Raw genomic sequence first — 17815 nt, 5'->3', positions numbered from 1 at the left:
AGAAAAAAAAGAGACCTGACAGTCCACGATAACTATCGGGATTCAAAACCCGTCAGGTCTGAAAGTTTATTAATGCTATATTTTATACTATCTCCGCACTCAACCCCGCTTCCAAAAGCATGGAGCAACGCGGTTTTAAATCGTCATATAAGCCTGTTTTTACGGTGCATTTTCCTTTGTAATGCACCAGTAGAGAACATTGTTCAGCCTGTTCTGAAGTATGATCGCAGGCGTAAATAAGCGTTTCTATAACGTGGTCAAAAGTATTCACATCGTCGTTATATAAAACAATCTCATTTTGGGTCTTAATTTCTTCTTCAAGTAATAATTCTTCTGATATTTTTTCCTTTGTACTCATATCTCAATCTTTTTTTTGGGGTAATTCTTCTACTAATTTAAAAATTTTAACGATACCCAATTGTTTCTTTCCAATTTTTCTTCAAATTTTAACACATGTTTTTCACATGCTGCCTGAATCATTGGGACATCATCATCATAAAATCCACTTAAAAACAACGCGCCATTTTTATTTAAACAGGACACATAAGTCCCCATGTCCTGCATTAAAATATTCCGATTTATATTCGCAATAATGACATCGTATTTTTTATTTAAAACTGATGCATCTCCTTCAATAACCGTAATATGTTTGCACTTATTGCGTTCCACGTTTTCTAAACTGTTTAAATAGCACCAATTATCATAATCTACCGCATCAATTGGTTTTGCACCTTTAAGCTCTGCGAGAATAGCCAAAACGCCAGTACCGCAACCCATATCTAAAACCGATTTATCCTTAAAGTCATTTTTTAGAATATGCTGAATCATCATGTGCGTGGTTTCATGATGACCTGTTCCAAAACTCATTTTTGGTTCTATGATGATATCGTATTTTGTATCAAATTTTTTATGAAATGGGGCGCGAACCGCACACACGTCATCTACTACAATTGGGTTGAAATTCTTTTCCCACTCTTCGTTCCAGTTGGTTTGTTCTATATCTTCGAATGTATAGGTGATTTCAAATTCATCTGATTCCAAAATTTGAATATCTTCTAAAATATCTGAACGCCATTCTTCCTTTTGAATATAGGCCGTAACACCATCTTCGGTTTCTACAAAACTTTCAAAACCGGCGTAACCTAATTCGGCAATAAGAATTTCTACTCCCGGTTGTTGTGGTGTAACCTTAAAATAATAACCTATATAAATGGTGTTGGACATCTGATTTTATTAGACTGCAAAGATATGTCTAAATCCTAAAGTAGTTGTTTTTCTATTGCAATTTTTATGATGCCCACACTATTTTTTGCACCTAGTTTGCTCATGATGTTCATGCGGTGGGTTTCTACGGTTTTAGGGCTGATAAATAGTTTTTCAGAGATTTGTTGTGTGGTCAATTCCTCAGAAATGGCAACAAGAACATCGTGTTCCCGTCTGGTCAAATTGGGTTTTAATCCATTATCAATAGTTTTATTGACGGACTGATTTAGCAATCGCTTATGGATGTCCTTTTGTAGAAACAACTCGCCAGAGAGTACCGTTTTCATGGCGGTAATCAATTCCAATTTATCTGTGTTTTTAAGCAAATAGCCATGAACCCCATTTTTAAGCATGCGCTTTACAAAAGAGATATCCTCAAAATTTGTGAGTGCTATAATTTTTAATTCAGGGTGTTTTTTAAGGAGTTGTTTGCTTAAATCTATACCGTTTGTATCTGGTAAATTAATATCGAGTAGCAAAATATCAGGGTTATCCTTACCAATATGCTCTAAGGTTTGAGTAGCATTCTTATAGGCGCCTACAACTTTTAGTTCTGGTGTGCCCTCAAGCATCGCGGCAATGCCCCTTAACACCATAACATGATCGTCCGTTATTGCTATTTTAATCGTCATTATGTTGTGTTATATCAATATCTAAAGTATAAGATGTACCGCTTTCGTTTGAAATAAAATCTACCTCTGCATTCAAATAATCAATCCTAGATTGCACATTGCTCAAACCAATACCGTTTACTGTTGCTTCATCTTTATCAAACCCTTTTCCATCATCTTCAACAGTAATTTGAACGCTGTTATTTCTATTACTTATTTGTACGGTAATCTTTGATGCATCGGCATGTTTTAAACTGTTGGTCACCAATTCCTGTATGATTCTAAAGCTATTAATTTCTGCTTTTTTGGAAATTGTAATGTCTTCGCCTAAATGCTGAAACACAATTTCTACTGATGGGTTTATACTATTTAATTTGTTACAATAAGTTTCGGTAACCTCTACTAAATTAAAGTTTTTTAATGATGGCGGCACTAAATTATGCGAAATAGCACGCACTTGTTTACAAGAGTCATCAATCATCGCAATGGCCTCTTTTATCACTTTATTGTTCATTTCCAATAATGACGACAGCTTATATTTGATGGCAGACAAATCGCCATTTACACCATCGTGCAATTCTCTGGCTATTCTAAAACGCTCATTTTCCTCACCTTCAATCAAAGCTTCCAAGGTCTTTATTTGATGCTCGCGCTTTAAGGTTAATATTTCTTGGGTTTTTCTTTTTTGGCGTTGTTTAAACACCAAAAATATCAAAATGGAAACTATTAATAAAAATATAGCTATTCCCGTCATATAATTAAACTGCACCTTTTTCTTTTGAAACGCATTTTCATTTTGCCTCAAAAGGAGTTGTTGCTCGATAATGGCTCTGTCTTTTTTTTCTGTTTCAAACTGAATTTCGAGTGTATTGATCTGTTTTAAGTTTTCATCATTTAAAATACTGTCTTTATAAGTTGTATATTTTTTATAGTGATGTAGCGCATTTGTAACCCGACCTGTGGTATCATATAGTTTATAGGACTGTAAATGCATGTCCCTAAACACTTTTTTTGATGGCACGTGGTGCTTAAAACTTTGTTGAAGCAATGCCTCACTTTTTTGAAAATTTCCCATGAGCATGTTTACCGTACTTAATTGGGATAATGTTTCAGCTAAATCTGAAGTATAATCGTGCGATTTCTGGATGTTATAGGCACTTTCTAAAAAGGATAAGGCTTTTTGATACTGTTTCTTTTCAATATAAATCAAGGCTATATTTTTGCTCACTTTTGCTGTTCCCCAAGTGTTTTTTAGCTCTTTATCCATGGCCAAGGTTTTGTTGAAATAGTCTAATGCCTTGTCCAAATTTTGTTGTTCAACATATACAGTACCTAAACCGTTGTAAACGTTTGCCAAGTTATTAAGGTCGTTCTTTTTTTCATGGATGGCAACGGCTTGTTGGTAACTTTCAATGGCCTGTTCATACTTCTCCAAATTTTTATAGACGATACCTATACTGTTAAGCGTAAAGCCCATTCCTGTTGAATCGCCAATGGTTTCATATAGCGATAGTGTTTTATGGTATGCTTTTAGACTTGCTTCATAATTATTCTGCAAACTATGGATAACCCCTTTTTGAAATAAGCCATTTGCTATCTTAAAAGTATCTAGTTGCTCTGTTGCATATTGTTGGTATTCATCAATATAATCGAGGGCCAAATTATAATTGCCCAAAAACCGATTAAGAACAGCATATTTATAATTACATACCGAAATTCCTTTGTTGTCTTTTAGTTGCGTATATAAAACCGTGGCCGAATCTAGGTGTGCTTCGGCTGTTTTAATATCCTGATTGATATATAACCATGCCAACCTAGAATGTGCCGAAGCCTTTTCGGAAAGACTGGGTGTTATTCCAGTTACATGCAATAAACTATCCAGCTCCCTATTAGAATTTTGACCCCAACAACTCAATGACAAAAAGAAAACTAGGTATTTAAGTTGTGGTTTCAAAATAGTAGTGTTATACCTTAAAAATAATGAATTTAAACATTATACCATTTCTGTACAGACAGTTTTAATCTTTAATGATTTTTTTTGAAATGCTCCCGCTATCGGTTTTAAGATGAAAAAGATAGGTACCTGATTCCAAATAGCTTAAATCGATTTGATTTTTAATTGGAAGGTGGTCCAGCACAATTTTTCCGTTTAAATCTATGACTTTAAAATCTGTAATATTTTGATTGTTGGTGTCCAAAAACAAAATGGCTTTAACTGGGTTGGGATAAAACTTAAAATTATTCAGTACAACATCTTCATTTGATAAGGTGAATAATTGTTCTGACGGAGCATATAGGCTCCATGTGCCGTCTGTATTTAATACACGTATGTACAAAATGTGGTCGCCATCAGGAAGGTCTGAAGGCACTTGAACTACAAGATCCACATCAAAAGTTTCGGCGTCGCTCAAATCTATTGTTGTGGCATTGCCCACTCCAGGATCAATATCGAAAAAGTACTCCGCACTTGTAATTAGTGCCGTATTAGTGAGGTTTGGACTCACATAAAACACATTGTTATCATAGAGGCTCCAAGTGTCATCATCGTTTATCAATCTTAGGTATAGTTTATGCACCCCGTTTGAGAGCCCTGTTGTGGGAATATTAAAATCCTGATCTATAATGTTGCCTGAAACCGTTAACGGAGTACCGTTACCAACACCCGGATCGGTATCGACAAAATATTCTGCGGAAGTGATATTTGCTGTATTGGAGTTGTTCGGGTTGATGTAGAACACGTTCTTATCATAGAGGCTCCAAGTACCAACATCGTTTATCAATCTTAGGTATAGTTTATGCACCCCGCCTGAAACTCCCGTTGTGGGAATATTAAAATCCTGATCTATAATGTTGCCCGAAACCGTTAACGCTGTACCATTTCCAACACCTGGATCGGTATCCATAAAATATTCTGCGGAAGCGATATTTGCGGTATTGGAGTTGTTTGGGTTGATGTAAAACACGTTTTTATCATAAATGCTCCATGCTCCAGAATTATTTAAAATGCGAACATACAATTTATGGATCCCGTCTGAAAGCCCTGTGGTGGGGATGTTAAAATCTTGATCTATACTGTTTCCGGAAAGTGTCAATGAAGTTCCATTTCCAACTCCTGGATCTGTATCGATAAAATACTCTGCGGACGTTATTTGCCCATGACTTCCAAAGGAAAGAAGCAAACCTGCCAATATTAAAATGAGCCTTTTCATTTTTTAGAGTTTTTGAATTAGTTATTAATATTGGCGCTGGCCTTTATATTGATATTTAACTGTGTTCCAGCACTCAGAATGTTGTTGTATATCACAAAATCGGTCAAATACGGCAATTCGGTTGGGTAACCTCTTAGGCTAAAAGGAAACGTGCCGTTGAATACCCCCAAATCATTACCATCGGTTCCGGCATCTTCAGCTGGAGATCCTGTTTGGATGTGATAATCATTTGAAGTTGTATTTAAAGAGGCGTTTTGATTGAAATTTACAAATTGAGGGTCTGTGTCATCAATGTTGTTAGTTCCCGATAGATTGTCAAGAGTTGAATTGTAGCTATACGTTAAGTTATTTTGAAAGTTCAAAGCGCTGTTAGAGCCAAGATTCATATTCTCAACATCTGTACCCGTAAATAAAAATATATTATTGGTTATTTGGGTGCCGCTACAATTGTTAAATAATTGAATGGAATTACCAGCATTTCCATTTTGACGTGTTAAAACAATATTGTTGTTAAAAAGAACCGAACTGTTAAATCTACTGAGTGTACTCCATGTAGCAGCCGTATTGGGCTGCTCTATGAGATTATTTGAAATGATCCAATTTTGGGAATTATACGGGTCAATGGCATTGAAATTAGGGTTTCTAATATAATTACCAGAAATAATCACATTATTTGCCCTTGAAGTGGTGCTATTTCCTGCTATATAGCCAATTCTATTGTTTCTTATTACCACATTGTGATTGTTAAATGCAGTGTTATCCAGATAAATATTACTAATGTTTAATCCAGATATTTTTGAACCCGAGGCATCACCACTTCTAAAAAAAATACTGCCAACAGTTGCTACCTGACCTGAATTTAACTCCGGAATATGCCCAATGCCATAAATATTCAATGCTTTAGTCATATTAATATTACCATAGTTATTTGGCGAAGGCTGTAAATAAATAATATCACCAACCGCTGCAGAATCAATTGCCGTTTGGGCGTTTGTATATTGCGCTCCCGATCCTTGATTGTTGTCAACTACATAAACGTTTTGTGCTTGTATTGCCAAACCTATCATAAATAGCACGCTAAAGGTTAGCATTGTTTTTTTAAGCGCAACACCATGGTTGGTCTTAATTTCCTTTTGAATTTTCATTAATAGCTTCATGATTAAAATTGTATTGGTTATTAAACAGTTACAATGTAGAATGAAACTTGAAGAAAAAAGTAAGGGCATTCCTTGATTTATGAAAAATCAGGGAATACCCTTAGTGTATTAAGTTTATAAAAAGGCCCTTCGACTACGCTCAGGGCAACATTACTGGCTAAAATGCATTGACAATAGCAACGAAATCTTCAGCATTAAGTGCTGCTCCTCCAATTAACCCTCCATCTACATCTGGTTTAGAGAAAATCTCTACTGCATTTGCTGGCTTAACGCTTCCGCCGTAAAGGATAGAAACCTCATCAGCCACATTTGCGCCATACTTGTCTGATAACGTTTTTCTGATAAATGCATGCATGTCTTGTGCTTGCTCCGGACTAGCAGTTTCGCCTGTACCAATGGCCCAAACCGGTTCGTATGCCAATACTATATTTTTGAAAGCGGCAGCTTCTAAATGAAACAATGCATTTTTAATCTGAGATTCGACTACTTGTTCTTGCTTTCCAGACTTTCTATCTTCTAATACTTCACCAAAACAGAATATGACATCCATATTATGTTGTAAAGCTGTATCTACTTTTTTTGCTAATAGAGCGTCGTCTTCACCAAAGTATTCGCGACGTTCAGAATGTCCTAAAATAACCGTTTTAACGCCTATAGATTTCAACATTCCTGGAGCTATCTCTCCTGTAAACGCACCACTTTCGGCAAAATGCATATTTTGGGCAGCTACTTTTACTTTTGATTTTTTGGTTGCTTTAACTACACGCTCTAAATTCACAAATGTTGGCGCTATAATCACCTTAGTGCCTTTTACTTTGCTTTTCTTTACTAATTTCGCAACTTGTTTTGCCAGCTTTTTAGATGCCGATAAATCATTGTTCATTTTCCAGTTTCCTGCTACGATGTTTTTTCTCATGGTATTGATTTAATTTTCTCGAAAGAAAGTGTTTTTAGATTCCTTTAATTACTTGCAAAAATACTTAATTTTTCAGAGCTTTTAGCAACTTATTGTCATCAGCTTCAATAACATTAAATACAACGATTTCGCCAGCTTCATTTATGACCATATATCTAGGAATCCAGCTGATATTTACAAAATCTGCAAAAGCACTTTTTTTACCGGATTGCATGTAATAATGTTCACCTTCAACTTTATATCTTTTGATGCCTCTTTTCCAAGCTTCTTCGCCTCTATCTAAAGAGAAAAACAGATATACTACATCTTTGTACTCTTTCTGAAGCGCTTTTACTTTTGGCATGCCTTTGATGCAATCGCCACACCAAGAAGCCCAAATATCTATAACGATGGTTTTCCCTTTGTGTTTTTCTAAAATTGATTTTAAAGTGGCTTGATGTCCTTCTAAATCTGTAAACGTGTCGTTTAACGCCGCTGCTGTAAATTGGGTCGGTTCTTCTGTGTTACAGCTAAGAGCGCTAATTAATAGGATGATTATATATTTTATTTTATTCATGTTATACTTTAAATTTATGAAATTCCTGCCTTCATTAATGAGATCTCCGCCTTACTGAAACAAGTTCAGCACAGGTCGTGCAAATGAAAAAACTACTGTAACTTAACTTTTGGATCTAACCAAACATAAATTAAGTCGACTAAAATATTAATCATTACAAATAATGTTGCAATTACTAAAACTGCTCCCATAATAACTGGCAAATCGAGTGTGTTTAGAGAGTTTACAATTTCTTTCCCCAGTCCGTTCCAGCCAAAAATAAACTCAACAAAAACCGCACCTGCCAACATAGAGGCAAACCATCCTGAAATTGCTGTAACAACGGGATTTAAGGCGTTTTTAACAGCGTGCTTTTTTATAATTTGAAATTCGCTTAAGCCCTTTGCTCTTGCTGTTCTAATGTAATCTTGATTGAAAACTTCCAACAAGGAATTACGCATGAGTTGAATGACGACTGCCAGCGGGCGAATACCTAAAACAATGGCCGGTAGTATTAAGTTTTTCCATTTGATGTGCATATCTTCTCCAAAATCATCCAATTCGTATAAGCTTCCTGTCATTTCTAAATTGGTGTATTCGTGCAATATATAGCCAAAAAACCATGCGAATAAAATGGCACTAAAAAAAGAAGGTACGCTCATACCTAAGGTACTAAAAATCTGTATGGTTTTATCGAGCCATTTGTCTTTATAGAGTGCTGAAATAATTCCTAGAAAAACACCGATAATTATGGCTATAATAATTGCAGAAACTGCTAAAACAAAAGTGTTTGGCAATGTTTCTGCCAAAACCTGGGTTACTTTTTTACCTTGTTTGGTAAATGATTCTCGTAAGTAAGGAAATTTTAAAACAGCTGTTGTATTTCCTATTGAAAATAGTTTGGTAGCAGTATATTTATTCTGACTTAAAAAGGTGTAATCTTCTTCGCTTTTTGAATGAAACGAAAGAGGCAACAAATCGTTTATGTAATAAGCGTATTGCGTTCCTATTGGCTTATCAAATCCATATTTTGCCTTTACTTTGGCGAGTTGCTCGCTATCTTCATTTTGCCCCATCATCATTTGCGCAGGATCGCCTGGTAGAATATTGAACAAAAAGAAAATAATGGTAACCACTCCGAATAATGTGAGTATGGCGTAGAATATTTTATTTAGGAGGTAAGTTATCAGTTGTTATGTTGTTTGTTGTTAAGTGACACGGATTTCACAGATTTTCACGGATGAATTACGAGATGAATTATAAACTATTCGGCCTTCAATTTAACTTGAATTATTCCTGTGTACACCATTTCTTTTTCTAAATTAAACGCTTTAAGTTGAACAGCATCCTTGATGACATTAACACTTTCAATTTTATCTTTATCTAGAACCTCAACTTCTTCTTTAGTCGAAGGTTCGTCATTAATAAAATATGCGATTGTTTCTTCTAACACTTTTGGTTCCGTTGCTCTTTCGACCTTTGGCAATTCTAAATCCTCAATATCGTTCCAATGCACTTTTTGTTTTACGGTACCGCTATCTAATTCAATAATTCCAGGATTGGAGCGCACTACTGTTTTTAGTGCTTTTTCGTCACATAAATACCATTCAAAATCTATATTGTAGGCTTCGCTAATGCGTTGTTTCGCTTCTTCCCCAGATGCTGTTAAACCAATAATCTTGTAATTATTTTTTCTAGCTTCATTCTGTAAAGCCTTTAATTTAAATGCGCCATCTTGTTCAATTTTTTCTAAACTATAAGACACTACTACTATTAAATTTTCTTCATTTAAGAAATAATCTGTCAAATCTTCATCTTTTCCTTCAATTGAAAAATCTACAACGGGTGGTGTATAACCCTCTTGAATTACTTTGGTATCCACACTTATAAAATCGCCTTCAACTGATGGATAAGAACCATTTGTTGTAATCACTTTTTCTTCGCCATTTACATTGAATTTCCAAGCATATTCCTGTATTGGTTTTGGAGCATCTTCAGGAATGGTCATCCCTTCTTTTATATTCTTGCCAATAGCATAAGCTCTAAAATCTATAGCTGGTAAATGCATTAACACATGATACCCAAACCATAAACTCACGATAAAACCCAGCAAAGCCAAAACCGTAGTTTGGAGTTTGCTAAAAACTGGATTTATGTATTTTACACCTATAAAAAGAACTATAATTAAAGCTAAAAGCACCACATCTTTTCCAAAGGATTCCCAAGGTTTTAACTTTATAAAATCTCCGAAACAGCCACAGTCCTTAACTTTTTCAAAATAAGCTGCGTAAAAGGTTAAAAACGTAAAGAAAATTATCATCAACAATAAACTCCAAACCGTAAATTTTGGTTTATAACCAATAAGCAGAAACACGCCTAGAACGACTTCAAACACCACCACAAAAACCGAGATCAATAATGCGTAAGGTTCTAAAAACGGAATATTTAAAACATCCGGACTAAAATATTCTTGCAATTTATATGAAAACCCTATGGGGTCGTTCAATTTTATAAATCCTGAGAAGATGAATAATACGCCGACTAAAATTCTTGATATGCTTACTGCTATTTTCATGTTCAAAACTAAAATTACAATTACTAAATTTCGAAATAAATCACAACAGTTTCCCCTCTAAAAAGAGGGGATTAAGGGGTGTGTTTTATTAAGTGTGGGTTTTTAGATTGCAAATAAATAATTCTACACCTCCCTTACTCCCTCCTTATTAGGAGGGAAACTGTTCTCTTAAAAATCAACTACTTTGTCCATTCAAATGAATCATTGCAAAAACCGCATAATTTATCATATCTTGATAATTAGCATCAATCCCTTCGCTTACCAACGTTTTTCCTTGATTATCTTCAATTTGCTTTACTCTTAACAGTTTTTGTAAAATCAAATCTGTTAAACTACTCACTCTCATATCGCGCCATGCTTCTCCGTAATCATGGTTTTTATCTTCCATGAGTTTTTTGGTAATAGCTACTTGTTTTTCGTATAGACCTTTAGCGACTTCAACAGACATATCTGGCTGTTCTACAACTCCTTTTTCGAGTTGAATCAACGCCATAATACAGTAATTAATAATGCCAATAAATTCGCTTTCCTGTCCTTCATCAACTTTCTGAATAGCATTCTGCTGTAAACCTCTAATACGTTGCGCTTTTATAAAAATCTGATCGGTTAGCGACGGCAATCTCAAAATCCGCCATGCACTACCGTAGTCACTCATTTTTTTTACGAATAAATTTTTGCATGTATCTATTACGGCATCATATTGTTTTGAAGTATCTTGCATAAATAATTATTGATTTTGCGTAAATTTCGCTTAAATAGTTCAGAGTTCAAAGTTCATTGTTCTAAATTCAAAATTTTTATGATTTTTATGCAACTTTGAACCTTTAATTTTAAATTTTGAATCTTTTTTATGACCATAAATTGTAAAGGGCAACTCATAGATCTATCGACACCAAAAATCATGGGGATTTTAAATGTAACTCCAGATTCTTTTTACGACGGTGGCACCTATAAAGATGAAGCTTCCATTTTGAATAAAGTTGAAACTATGTTGACTGAAGGCTGCACCTTTATTGATGTTGGTGCCTATAGTTCTAAACCAAATGCAGACCACGTTAATGAAGTTGAAGAGTTAAGAAGAATTCTCCCGATAGTTGAATTGATTTTAAAACAATTTCCCGATGCTTTGTTATCCATTGATACCTTTAGAAGTGAAGTTGCAAAACAATGTATTAACGCCGGCGCAGCTTTAATAAATGATATTTCTGCGGGAAAGCTGGATGATAGGATGCTAAAAACCATTGCTGAATTGCAAGTGCCCTACATCATGATGCACATGAGAGGCACGCCAAAAACCATGCAGCAACAGACCAAGTATGATGATTTAGTAAAAGATATTTTATTTTACTTTTCAGAAAGAATTTCAGCCGCTAGAGACTTGGGAATTATTGATATCATTATCGATCCCGGTTTCGGGTTTGCAAAAACTTTAGAACAAAATTTTGAACTCCTAAATAAACTGGAATTATTCAAAATGATTGAAAAACCTTTGCTCGCAGGTGTTTCAAGAAAGTCTATGATTTATAAAACTTTAGAAACTTCTGCTAAAGATGCTTTAAATGGTACAACAGTTTTAAATACTATTGGCTTACAAAAAGGTGCTTCTATTTTACGGGTGCATGATGTTAAGGAAGCTATGGAATGTGTGAAATTGGTAAAGAAGTTAGAAGTTAGAAGTTAGAAGTTAGAAGTTATGAAACATACTTTATTTGCATTTGTCGCACTATTTTTATTGTCCTGTGAAAATAAAAAGGTTTTACAGTTACCAGAAATTAGTCATTCTGAAATTACTAACTTAACAGATGTTTCTCATGCCTATTTATTTTATAATGAAACACAACCTGATAGTGTTGAACTGAATAGAAAGAATTTAATTAGCACTACGAATTGGCTAATTAATGTGGATAAACGATTGACTTTAAAACAAGCTATTCCGCATATTAAATTTCTGCAAGACAAAAAGAAATCATCCAGTCATAAAAATGAAAATGCAAAAAACTATTTTACCTGTCATGATTTAAGCAGAAATAATTTAGGGTTTTTGGAGTTTTCGGATATAGCCTATGAAGATTACGGATTCAATCATATTTTAGAAAATACTAAGGAGCGCAATTGGACACCAATAATTGTTCACGTTGAAAGTGCAGACAAGATATTCTTCTTATTTATTGCAAAGGATGAAAGCCCTAAAACCAATACTTTAAACCTTAAAAATGATATTGAAAATATATTAAAACGTAGCACAGGAATGTTGAAAATCATCCTCAGCATTAATAAAAATATATCCTTTCAAGATTATATTAGCATTAAAACTCAGTTATCAGAATTAAAAATAGAAAACTTGGAAATTTTAGAACAGGAAAGAATTTATTAACTCTAATTTCATAAATTTACCAAAACCCACAACCTATTGAACATCTTTGAAGACATTTTAAACTTACGTCCTGTGGACTACATAGATGTAGTTCTTGTTGCATTACTCCTTTATTACGTTTACAAATTAGTAAAAGGCACAGTCGCTATCAATATTTTTATCGGAATTATCATTATTTATGGTGCTTGGAGACTGACTGAATTCTTGGACATGCAATTGCTCACAGGTATTTTTGGCGGTTTTATGAAAGTGGGGATTATTGCCTTGATAGTTGTGTTTCAACCCGAAATACGAAAGTTTCTACTCATGGTGGGCTCTACTAATTTTGGCAGACGTCGTAAATTTTTCCAGCAATTGAAATTCTTAAAAACCGAAGGCACCAATGAAACCGATGTGGATGCTATCATTTCGGCATGTAACAAAATGTCGATGTCCAAAACAGGTGCTTTAATTGTTTTTGAACGCAATAACAATCTTGATTTCTTATCAGAATCTGGGGATGAGATGAACATAAAAGTCACACAGCCTATTATAGAAAGTATCTTTTTTAAGAACAGTCCGCTTCATGATGGCGCCATTATCATCAGTAATAATATTGTAAAAGCTACACGTGTAATTTTGCCCGTAAATAACGAAAAAAATATTCCGCAGCGGTTTGGTTTACGCCATAGAGCAGCCATTGGCGTTACCGAAAAAACAGATGCTTTAGCCTTAGTTGTTAGTGAAGAAACTGGCCATATCTCTTACTTTAAGGATGGCGAATTTGTAGTGTTTGAAGACACTACCGAGCTCAATAAAATGATTAAGAAGGATTTAGCTTAACTCTTTATTAGCCATTGGTGTTAAAAGCGATTGGTAATTTTCTCAAATTTTATATTTGTTTTATAGGGTAATTGCGGCAAAAACAGTTTATAGGTTTTTATGGTACTATGATCAAAATTAATTGGTGGAATTCCCAAAAAATCTTTTTATTTTATCAGTATTAATCCTAAGAGAACATAAACCATGGGTAAGAGCAACTAGAGTTTTTACTTTGAGCTCCGTAGGAGCGTACTATCAATAGCAAAAATCAATAATTCATTATTTGAGCTCCGTAGGAGCGGCATTATACATCCTTAAAAATATATTCAGTTTTATAATCTATGTCATAGCCTTCAAGAAATGCAACATATTCTTCCTTAAATGATTTGGTTTTATGATGTTTTTCTTGATTTTTTATGTAGTCGATAACATGTTGTAACTGTGATTGACTAACGGTAAATGCACCAAAGCCAGTTTGCCATTCAAATTTTCCTGCAATAAATCTTTTCTCATTAATCCACTTGGATGCATTGGCTTTTATATCGCGTACCAAATCAGACAGGTTACAATTTGGTTTGGTGCCAAGTAAAATATGAACATGGTCTGGCATTCCGTTTATAGCCATCAATTTTTGGTTCTTGTTGGAAACTATTCCTGTAATATATTTGTATAGTTCATCTTTCCATTTTGATGAAATATGGTTTTCTCTGTGTTTAACAGCAAAAACAATATGAAAATAGAGTTGTGTGTAGGTGTTTGCCATTTTATGGTGTCGCTCCTAGGGAGCTAAATTTTTATTATTTATAGGCTATTGTTATTCTGCCACGCTGTGGCATTACAATATCTACTCTAATTTTTTTTAGAAGAGCTTAGTAATATATTAAAAATCACAACTAATTAAGCCACCGCCTCCTTTAAAAACTGAACTTCATACAAATTCCTGTAATACCCATTCTCTTTTTTAAGTAACTCATTGTGTGTGCCCTGTTCTACAATTTCGCCATCGTCCATAACCAATATTTTATCGGCTTTTTTAATGGTGGCTAATCGGTGTGCAATGACTATGGAAGTTCTACCTTTCGTAATTTTATCCGTAGCATTCTGAATCAATTGTTCCGAATAGGAATCAACGGAAGAAGTTGCTTCATCCAACACCAAAATACTAGGATTGGTAACATAAGCCCTTAAAAACGAAATCAATTGTCGCTGACCTGAAGAGAGCATCACACCTCGTTCCTTCACATTATATTGGTAACCGCCTGGGAGGCTACTAATAAATTCGTGTACCCCGATTGATTTTGCAGCATCTATAACATGTTGTTCTGTTACTTCAGGATTATGGAGTGTGATGTTATTCATAATCGTATCTGCGAATAAAAACACATCTTGTAACACCACAGCTATTTGCGTACGTAATGACGCTAATGTCACATCTTTAATATCAATACCATCTACGGCAATCACGCCACTTTGTATTTCGTAAAAACGATTTAATAAGTTGATAATCGTCGATTTACCTGCGCCTGTAGCACCGACAATTGCAATGGTTTGTCCAGCTTTTACATCAAAAGAAATGCCTTTTAAAACAGTTTCATCTGCCACATAATTAAAAAATACCTTTTCAAACTTAATATCGCCTTTAAAATGTGCCGCTTCATGTCTGCCATGATCGTCAATTTGCGATGTTGTATCCAACACTTTAAACACTCTGGTTGCAGCTACCATTCCCATTTGAAGTGTGTTAAACTTATCAGCAATTTGGCGTAATGGCCTAAACAGTTTAGGAATGAACATGATGAACGCAAACAGTACACCCTGAGATGCTGTACTTTCTAAAGCATAACTTAAACCACCATACCAAACCACTAATCCAATAGTAATGGACGAAGACAATTCTGCAATCGGGAAAAATATAGAGTTGTACCAAATGGTTTTTAACCAGCCTTTTTTATGGCGTTCATTAATGGTTCTGAATTTTTCGTTTTCTATCGCTTCACGAGCAAATAATTGTAAAATCTTCATGCCCGTCAATCGTTCTTGCACAAAGGAATTCAAATTAGAAACTTCGGTTCGCACTTCTTCAAAAGCCTTTTTCATATACTTTTGAAACAATCGTGTTGCATATAAAACTACTGGCAACATGGCGAATACAATCAAACTCAATCGCCAATTCATATAAAACATGGCACCAGAAACCACAACCATAGCCAATAAATCTTTAAAGATCTGGAATAAACCCTGACCAAAAATATCTGCAATACGTTCCATATCGGTTACAGAACGCGTAATTAAAACACCAACCGAAGAATTATCATAATACTTCATTTTAAAACGAAGCAAGTGATTGAATAATTTTACACGAACATCCTTAACCACATGCTGCCCTAACCAACCCGAATAATAAATAAAAACCAGCGTAAACAGAAACTCTAAAAACAGAAGCACAACCATAACAATAACAAACCACAAAAAGCCTTCAGCAACCTTATCGGTTAAGTTTTCATCAATGGCATGTTGCAATAAAATAGGCGTTGCAACACCTAAAGCCGCAATAATGAGTACAGCAATAAAAACAGTTATAAACACCGCTTTATAAGGCTTTATAAATTTAAACAGACGCTTAAATAGCGTCAAATCAAATATGTGTTCTTTTTGCTTCGTCATTTATAATTTAATAGTTTCAGGATAGCTTACCTTGGTTAAATACAGGCCGTGTGCAGGTACAGAATACCCTGCTTCACTCCTATCCTTAGATTCTATAATGTTGTGCAACTGGTTGACCTCTAGTTTTCCTAAACCAATATTTATGAGTGTTCCCACAATGGCACGCACCATATTACGTAAAAAACGGTCTGCCGTAATTACAAAATGCAATTCATCATCTTTTGCAAACCATTCTGCGTTCTTAATATCACAATTATACGTTTTTACATCGGTATTTGTCTTAGAAAAGCATTGAAAATCTTGATACTCCAATAAAATTTTTGCAGCTTCGTTCATTTTTTCCACATCCAAATTCTGCTTTAAATAATAGGCATTTTCGGAAGTAAAAACATTTTTCTTAGTACTTATGCGGTATAAATAACTGCGTTCAGTAGCATGAAATCGTGCATGCGCATCGGGTTTCACCCTAAAAATCGATGTTACGGCAATGTCCTTTGGCAAAAAAGAATTCAGTTTATACACCAAATCGTCCGTATCAAAATCAATTTCCGTATCAAAATGCGCAAACATTTGTGAGGCATGCACACCAGTATCCGTTCTTCCAGCACCCATAATTGCAATGTTCTCGTTGAGCAATCTAGACAATCCCTTTTCTAAAACCTCCTGAACTGAAATTGCCGTAGGCTGAATTTGCCACCCATGATACGCGCCGCCATTATAAGAAAGTTCTATAAAATATCGCACTATTTTTAATCCTTTTGTGGAACAACAAAGATAGATAGTTTTAATAGTCCTGCATAAAGCTTCATCTTAATTAATTATTAAAAGTCACTATTGTCCGGTTAAATTTCGCTCCTTTGGAGCTTTCTAATATTTTTTGCCTCGGTCTATAAAGATTACGCTCCTCTGGAGCTAAAAAAAATCCCATAGGGATGGAATCTTTGTAGCAAAAGGAAAAGAAGTAAAAAATCAAGAAAATTCTTCATCTTAAGTTTACCAACACATGCCTTTGAATAAAATGATACAATGGATACGAAAATGATACTAAAGTAAAGTTGCAATGAATTATATTGATTGTAACACATTAAACCAATAATCCATAACTTTACAAACTTAAGTTTAACATAGAGATACTGAAATAATTCCGATAGCTATCGGAACAGCACCAATGACCAAAATACTCCTCCTTTCAGACACCCACAGCTACATTGACGATGCCATTTTAAAACACGTAAAAAATGCAGATGAAGTTTGGCATGCTGGCGATATTGGCGCTCTAAAAGTAACCGACGCCATAAAAGCGTTAAAACCAATTAGGGCTGTTTACGGAAATATTGACGATGCCGAAATAAGAACAGAATTTCCAGAACACAACCGTTTTATGTGCGAAGGTGTTGATGTTTGGATGACGCACATTGGCGGTTATCCTGGAGCGTATAATATGCGCGTTCGGGAGGCTATAAAACTAAATCCGCCACGGTTGTTTATTTGTGGACATTCGCACATTCTTAAGGTCATGCCCGATAAAAAATTGAATTTAATACACATGAATCCGGGCGCTGTTGGAAAACATGGATTTCATAAAGTCAGAACCATGCTTCGCTTTACTATCGATGGCAAAAAAATTGATAATCTGGAGGTTATTGAGTTTAAAAGCCCCTCCTAAATCCTCCCCAAACAGGAGGACTTGCTTACTGTTGCGGCATATTA

18 protein-coding genes are annotated in these 17815 nt (G+C 34.8%); 4 read left to right on the top strand and 14 right to left on the bottom strand.

Going from position 1 to position 17815, the window contains the following annotated elements:
• Positions 1-82: 82 nt before the first annotated feature.
• The 11 genes from ABXQ82_RS04900 to ABXQ82_RS04850 all read right to left on the bottom strand — a co-directional run bounded on the left by ABXQ82_RS04900 (position 83) and on the right by ABXQ82_RS04850 (position 10987).
• Entirely contained in the window at positions 83-358 is a 276-nt protein-coding gene (locus ABXQ82_RS04900; RefSeq protein WP_367055722.1) for an ATP-dependent Clp protease adaptor ClpS, read from the bottom strand.
• A 32-nt stretch (positions 359-390) separates the two neighbouring features.
• The gene (gene prmA, locus ABXQ82_RS04895; RefSeq protein WP_367055719.1) at positions 391-1224 is read right to left on the bottom strand and encodes a 50S ribosomal protein L11 methyltransferase; all 834 of its coding nucleotides are present in this window, start codon (positions 1222-1224) and stop codon (positions 391-393) included.
• Between the two features lie 35 nt (positions 1225-1259).
• The gene (locus ABXQ82_RS04890; RefSeq protein WP_367055716.1) at positions 1260-1895 is read right to left on the bottom strand and encodes a response regulator transcription factor; all 636 of its coding nucleotides are present in this window, start codon (positions 1893-1895) and stop codon (positions 1260-1262) included.
• Positions 1885-3828 carry a sensor histidine kinase gene (locus tag ABXQ82_RS04885; protein ID WP_367055713.1) on the bottom strand — a complete coding sequence of 648 codons (1944 nt, stop codon included), beginning with the start codon at positions 3826-3828 and terminating at the stop codon, positions 1885-1887. The genes ABXQ82_RS04890 and ABXQ82_RS04885 overlap by 11 nt, the downstream gene beginning before the upstream one ends.
• Positions 3829-3892: 64 nt before the next feature.
• Positions 3893-5083: a T9SS type A sorting domain-containing protein gene (locus ABXQ82_RS04880; protein WP_367055711.1), complete on the bottom strand. Its 1191-nt coding sequence runs from the start codon at positions 5081-5083 to the stop codon at positions 3893-3895.
• Between the two features lie 17 nt (positions 5084-5100).
• Positions 5101-6240, bottom strand: coding sequence for a hypothetical protein (locus ABXQ82_RS04875; protein WP_367055708.1), 1140 nt, complete (start codon positions 6238-6240; stop codon positions 5101-5103).
• 157 nt (positions 6241-6397) lie between these two features.
• Positions 6398-7156, bottom strand: coding sequence for a triose-phosphate isomerase (tpiA, locus tag ABXQ82_RS04870; RefSeq protein WP_367055705.1), 759 nt, complete (start codon positions 7154-7156; stop codon positions 6398-6400).
• Between the two features lie 64 nt (positions 7157-7220).
• Positions 7221-7712 carry a TlpA disulfide reductase family protein gene (locus ABXQ82_RS04865; RefSeq protein ID WP_367055702.1) on the bottom strand — a complete coding sequence of 164 codons (492 nt, stop codon included), beginning with the start codon at positions 7710-7712 and terminating at the stop codon, positions 7221-7223.
• Between the two features lie 92 nt (positions 7713-7804).
• Positions 7805-8881 carry an ABC transporter permease gene (locus ABXQ82_RS04860; RefSeq protein WP_367055887.1) on the bottom strand — a complete coding sequence of 359 codons (1077 nt, stop codon included), beginning with the start codon at positions 8879-8881 and terminating at the stop codon, positions 7805-7807.
• 74 nt (positions 8882-8955) lie between these two features.
• A complete protein-coding gene (locus ABXQ82_RS04855) occupies positions 8956-10266 on the bottom strand; it encodes a BT_3928 family protein (protein ID WP_367055699.1) in 1311 nt (436 codons plus the stop codon).
• Between the two features lie 175 nt (positions 10267-10441).
• A complete protein-coding gene (locus ABXQ82_RS04850; RefSeq protein WP_367055697.1) occupies positions 10442-10987 on the bottom strand; it encodes a DUF1599 domain-containing protein in 546 nt (181 codons plus the stop codon).
• A gap of 129 nt (positions 10988-11116) precedes the next feature.
• Between ABXQ82_RS04850 and folP the strand changes: the two genes are divergently transcribed.
• Genes folP through ABXQ82_RS04835 form a run of 3 tightly spaced genes read left to right on the top strand, consistent with a single transcriptional unit; the run spans position 11117 to position 13462 of the window.
• On the top strand, positions 11117-11947 hold the full coding sequence (gene folP / locus ABXQ82_RS04845; RefSeq protein ID WP_367055694.1) for a dihydropteroate synthase: 831 nt from the start codon (positions 11117-11119) through the stop codon (positions 11945-11947).
• A gap of 12 nt (positions 11948-11959) precedes the next feature.
• Entirely contained in the window at positions 11960-12640 is a 681-nt protein-coding gene (locus tag ABXQ82_RS04840) for a hypothetical protein (protein ID WP_367055691.1), read from the top strand.
• Between the two features lie 36 nt (positions 12641-12676).
• Positions 12677-13462: a diadenylate cyclase gene (locus ABXQ82_RS04835; RefSeq protein ID WP_367055688.1), complete on the top strand. Its 786-nt coding sequence runs from the start codon at positions 12677-12679 to the stop codon at positions 13460-13462.
• 283 nt (positions 13463-13745) lie between these two features.
• On the opposite strand, the gene tnpA is transcribed toward ABXQ82_RS04835, so the two are convergent.
• From tnpA to truA, 3 genes are all read right to left on the bottom strand, one after another.
• Entirely contained in the window at positions 13746-14204 is a 459-nt protein-coding gene (gene tnpA, locus ABXQ82_RS04830; RefSeq protein ID WP_367055685.1) for an IS200/IS605 family transposase, read from the bottom strand.
• Between the two features lie 134 nt (positions 14205-14338).
• Positions 14339-16105 carry an ABC transporter ATP-binding protein gene (locus tag ABXQ82_RS04825; protein WP_367055682.1) on the bottom strand — a complete coding sequence of 589 codons (1767 nt, stop codon included), beginning with the start codon at positions 16103-16105 and terminating at the stop codon, positions 14339-14341.
• Positions 16106-16849, bottom strand: a complete 744-nt coding sequence (gene truA / locus ABXQ82_RS04820; RefSeq protein WP_367055679.1) for a tRNA pseudouridine(38-40) synthase TruA — start codon at positions 16847-16849, stop codon at positions 16106-16108. It abuts the gene before it with no gap.
• Positions 16850-17273: 424 nt separating this feature from the next.
• On the opposite strand from truA, the gene ABXQ82_RS04815 reads away from it, so the two are divergent.
• Entirely contained in the window at positions 17274-17771 is a 498-nt protein-coding gene (locus ABXQ82_RS04815; protein WP_367055676.1) for a metallophosphoesterase family protein, read from the top strand.
• The last annotated feature ends 44 nt before the right edge of the window (positions 17772-17815 follow it).

The sequence above is a fragment of the Algibacter sp. 2305UL17-15 genome, from assembly GCF_040720935.1.
Lineage (GTDB): Bacteria > Bacteroidota > Bacteroidia > Flavobacteriales > Flavobacteriaceae > Jejuia.
Note: the sequence above shows the minus strand (reverse complement) of the source record. Positions and strands in the feature narration are given on the sequence as shown.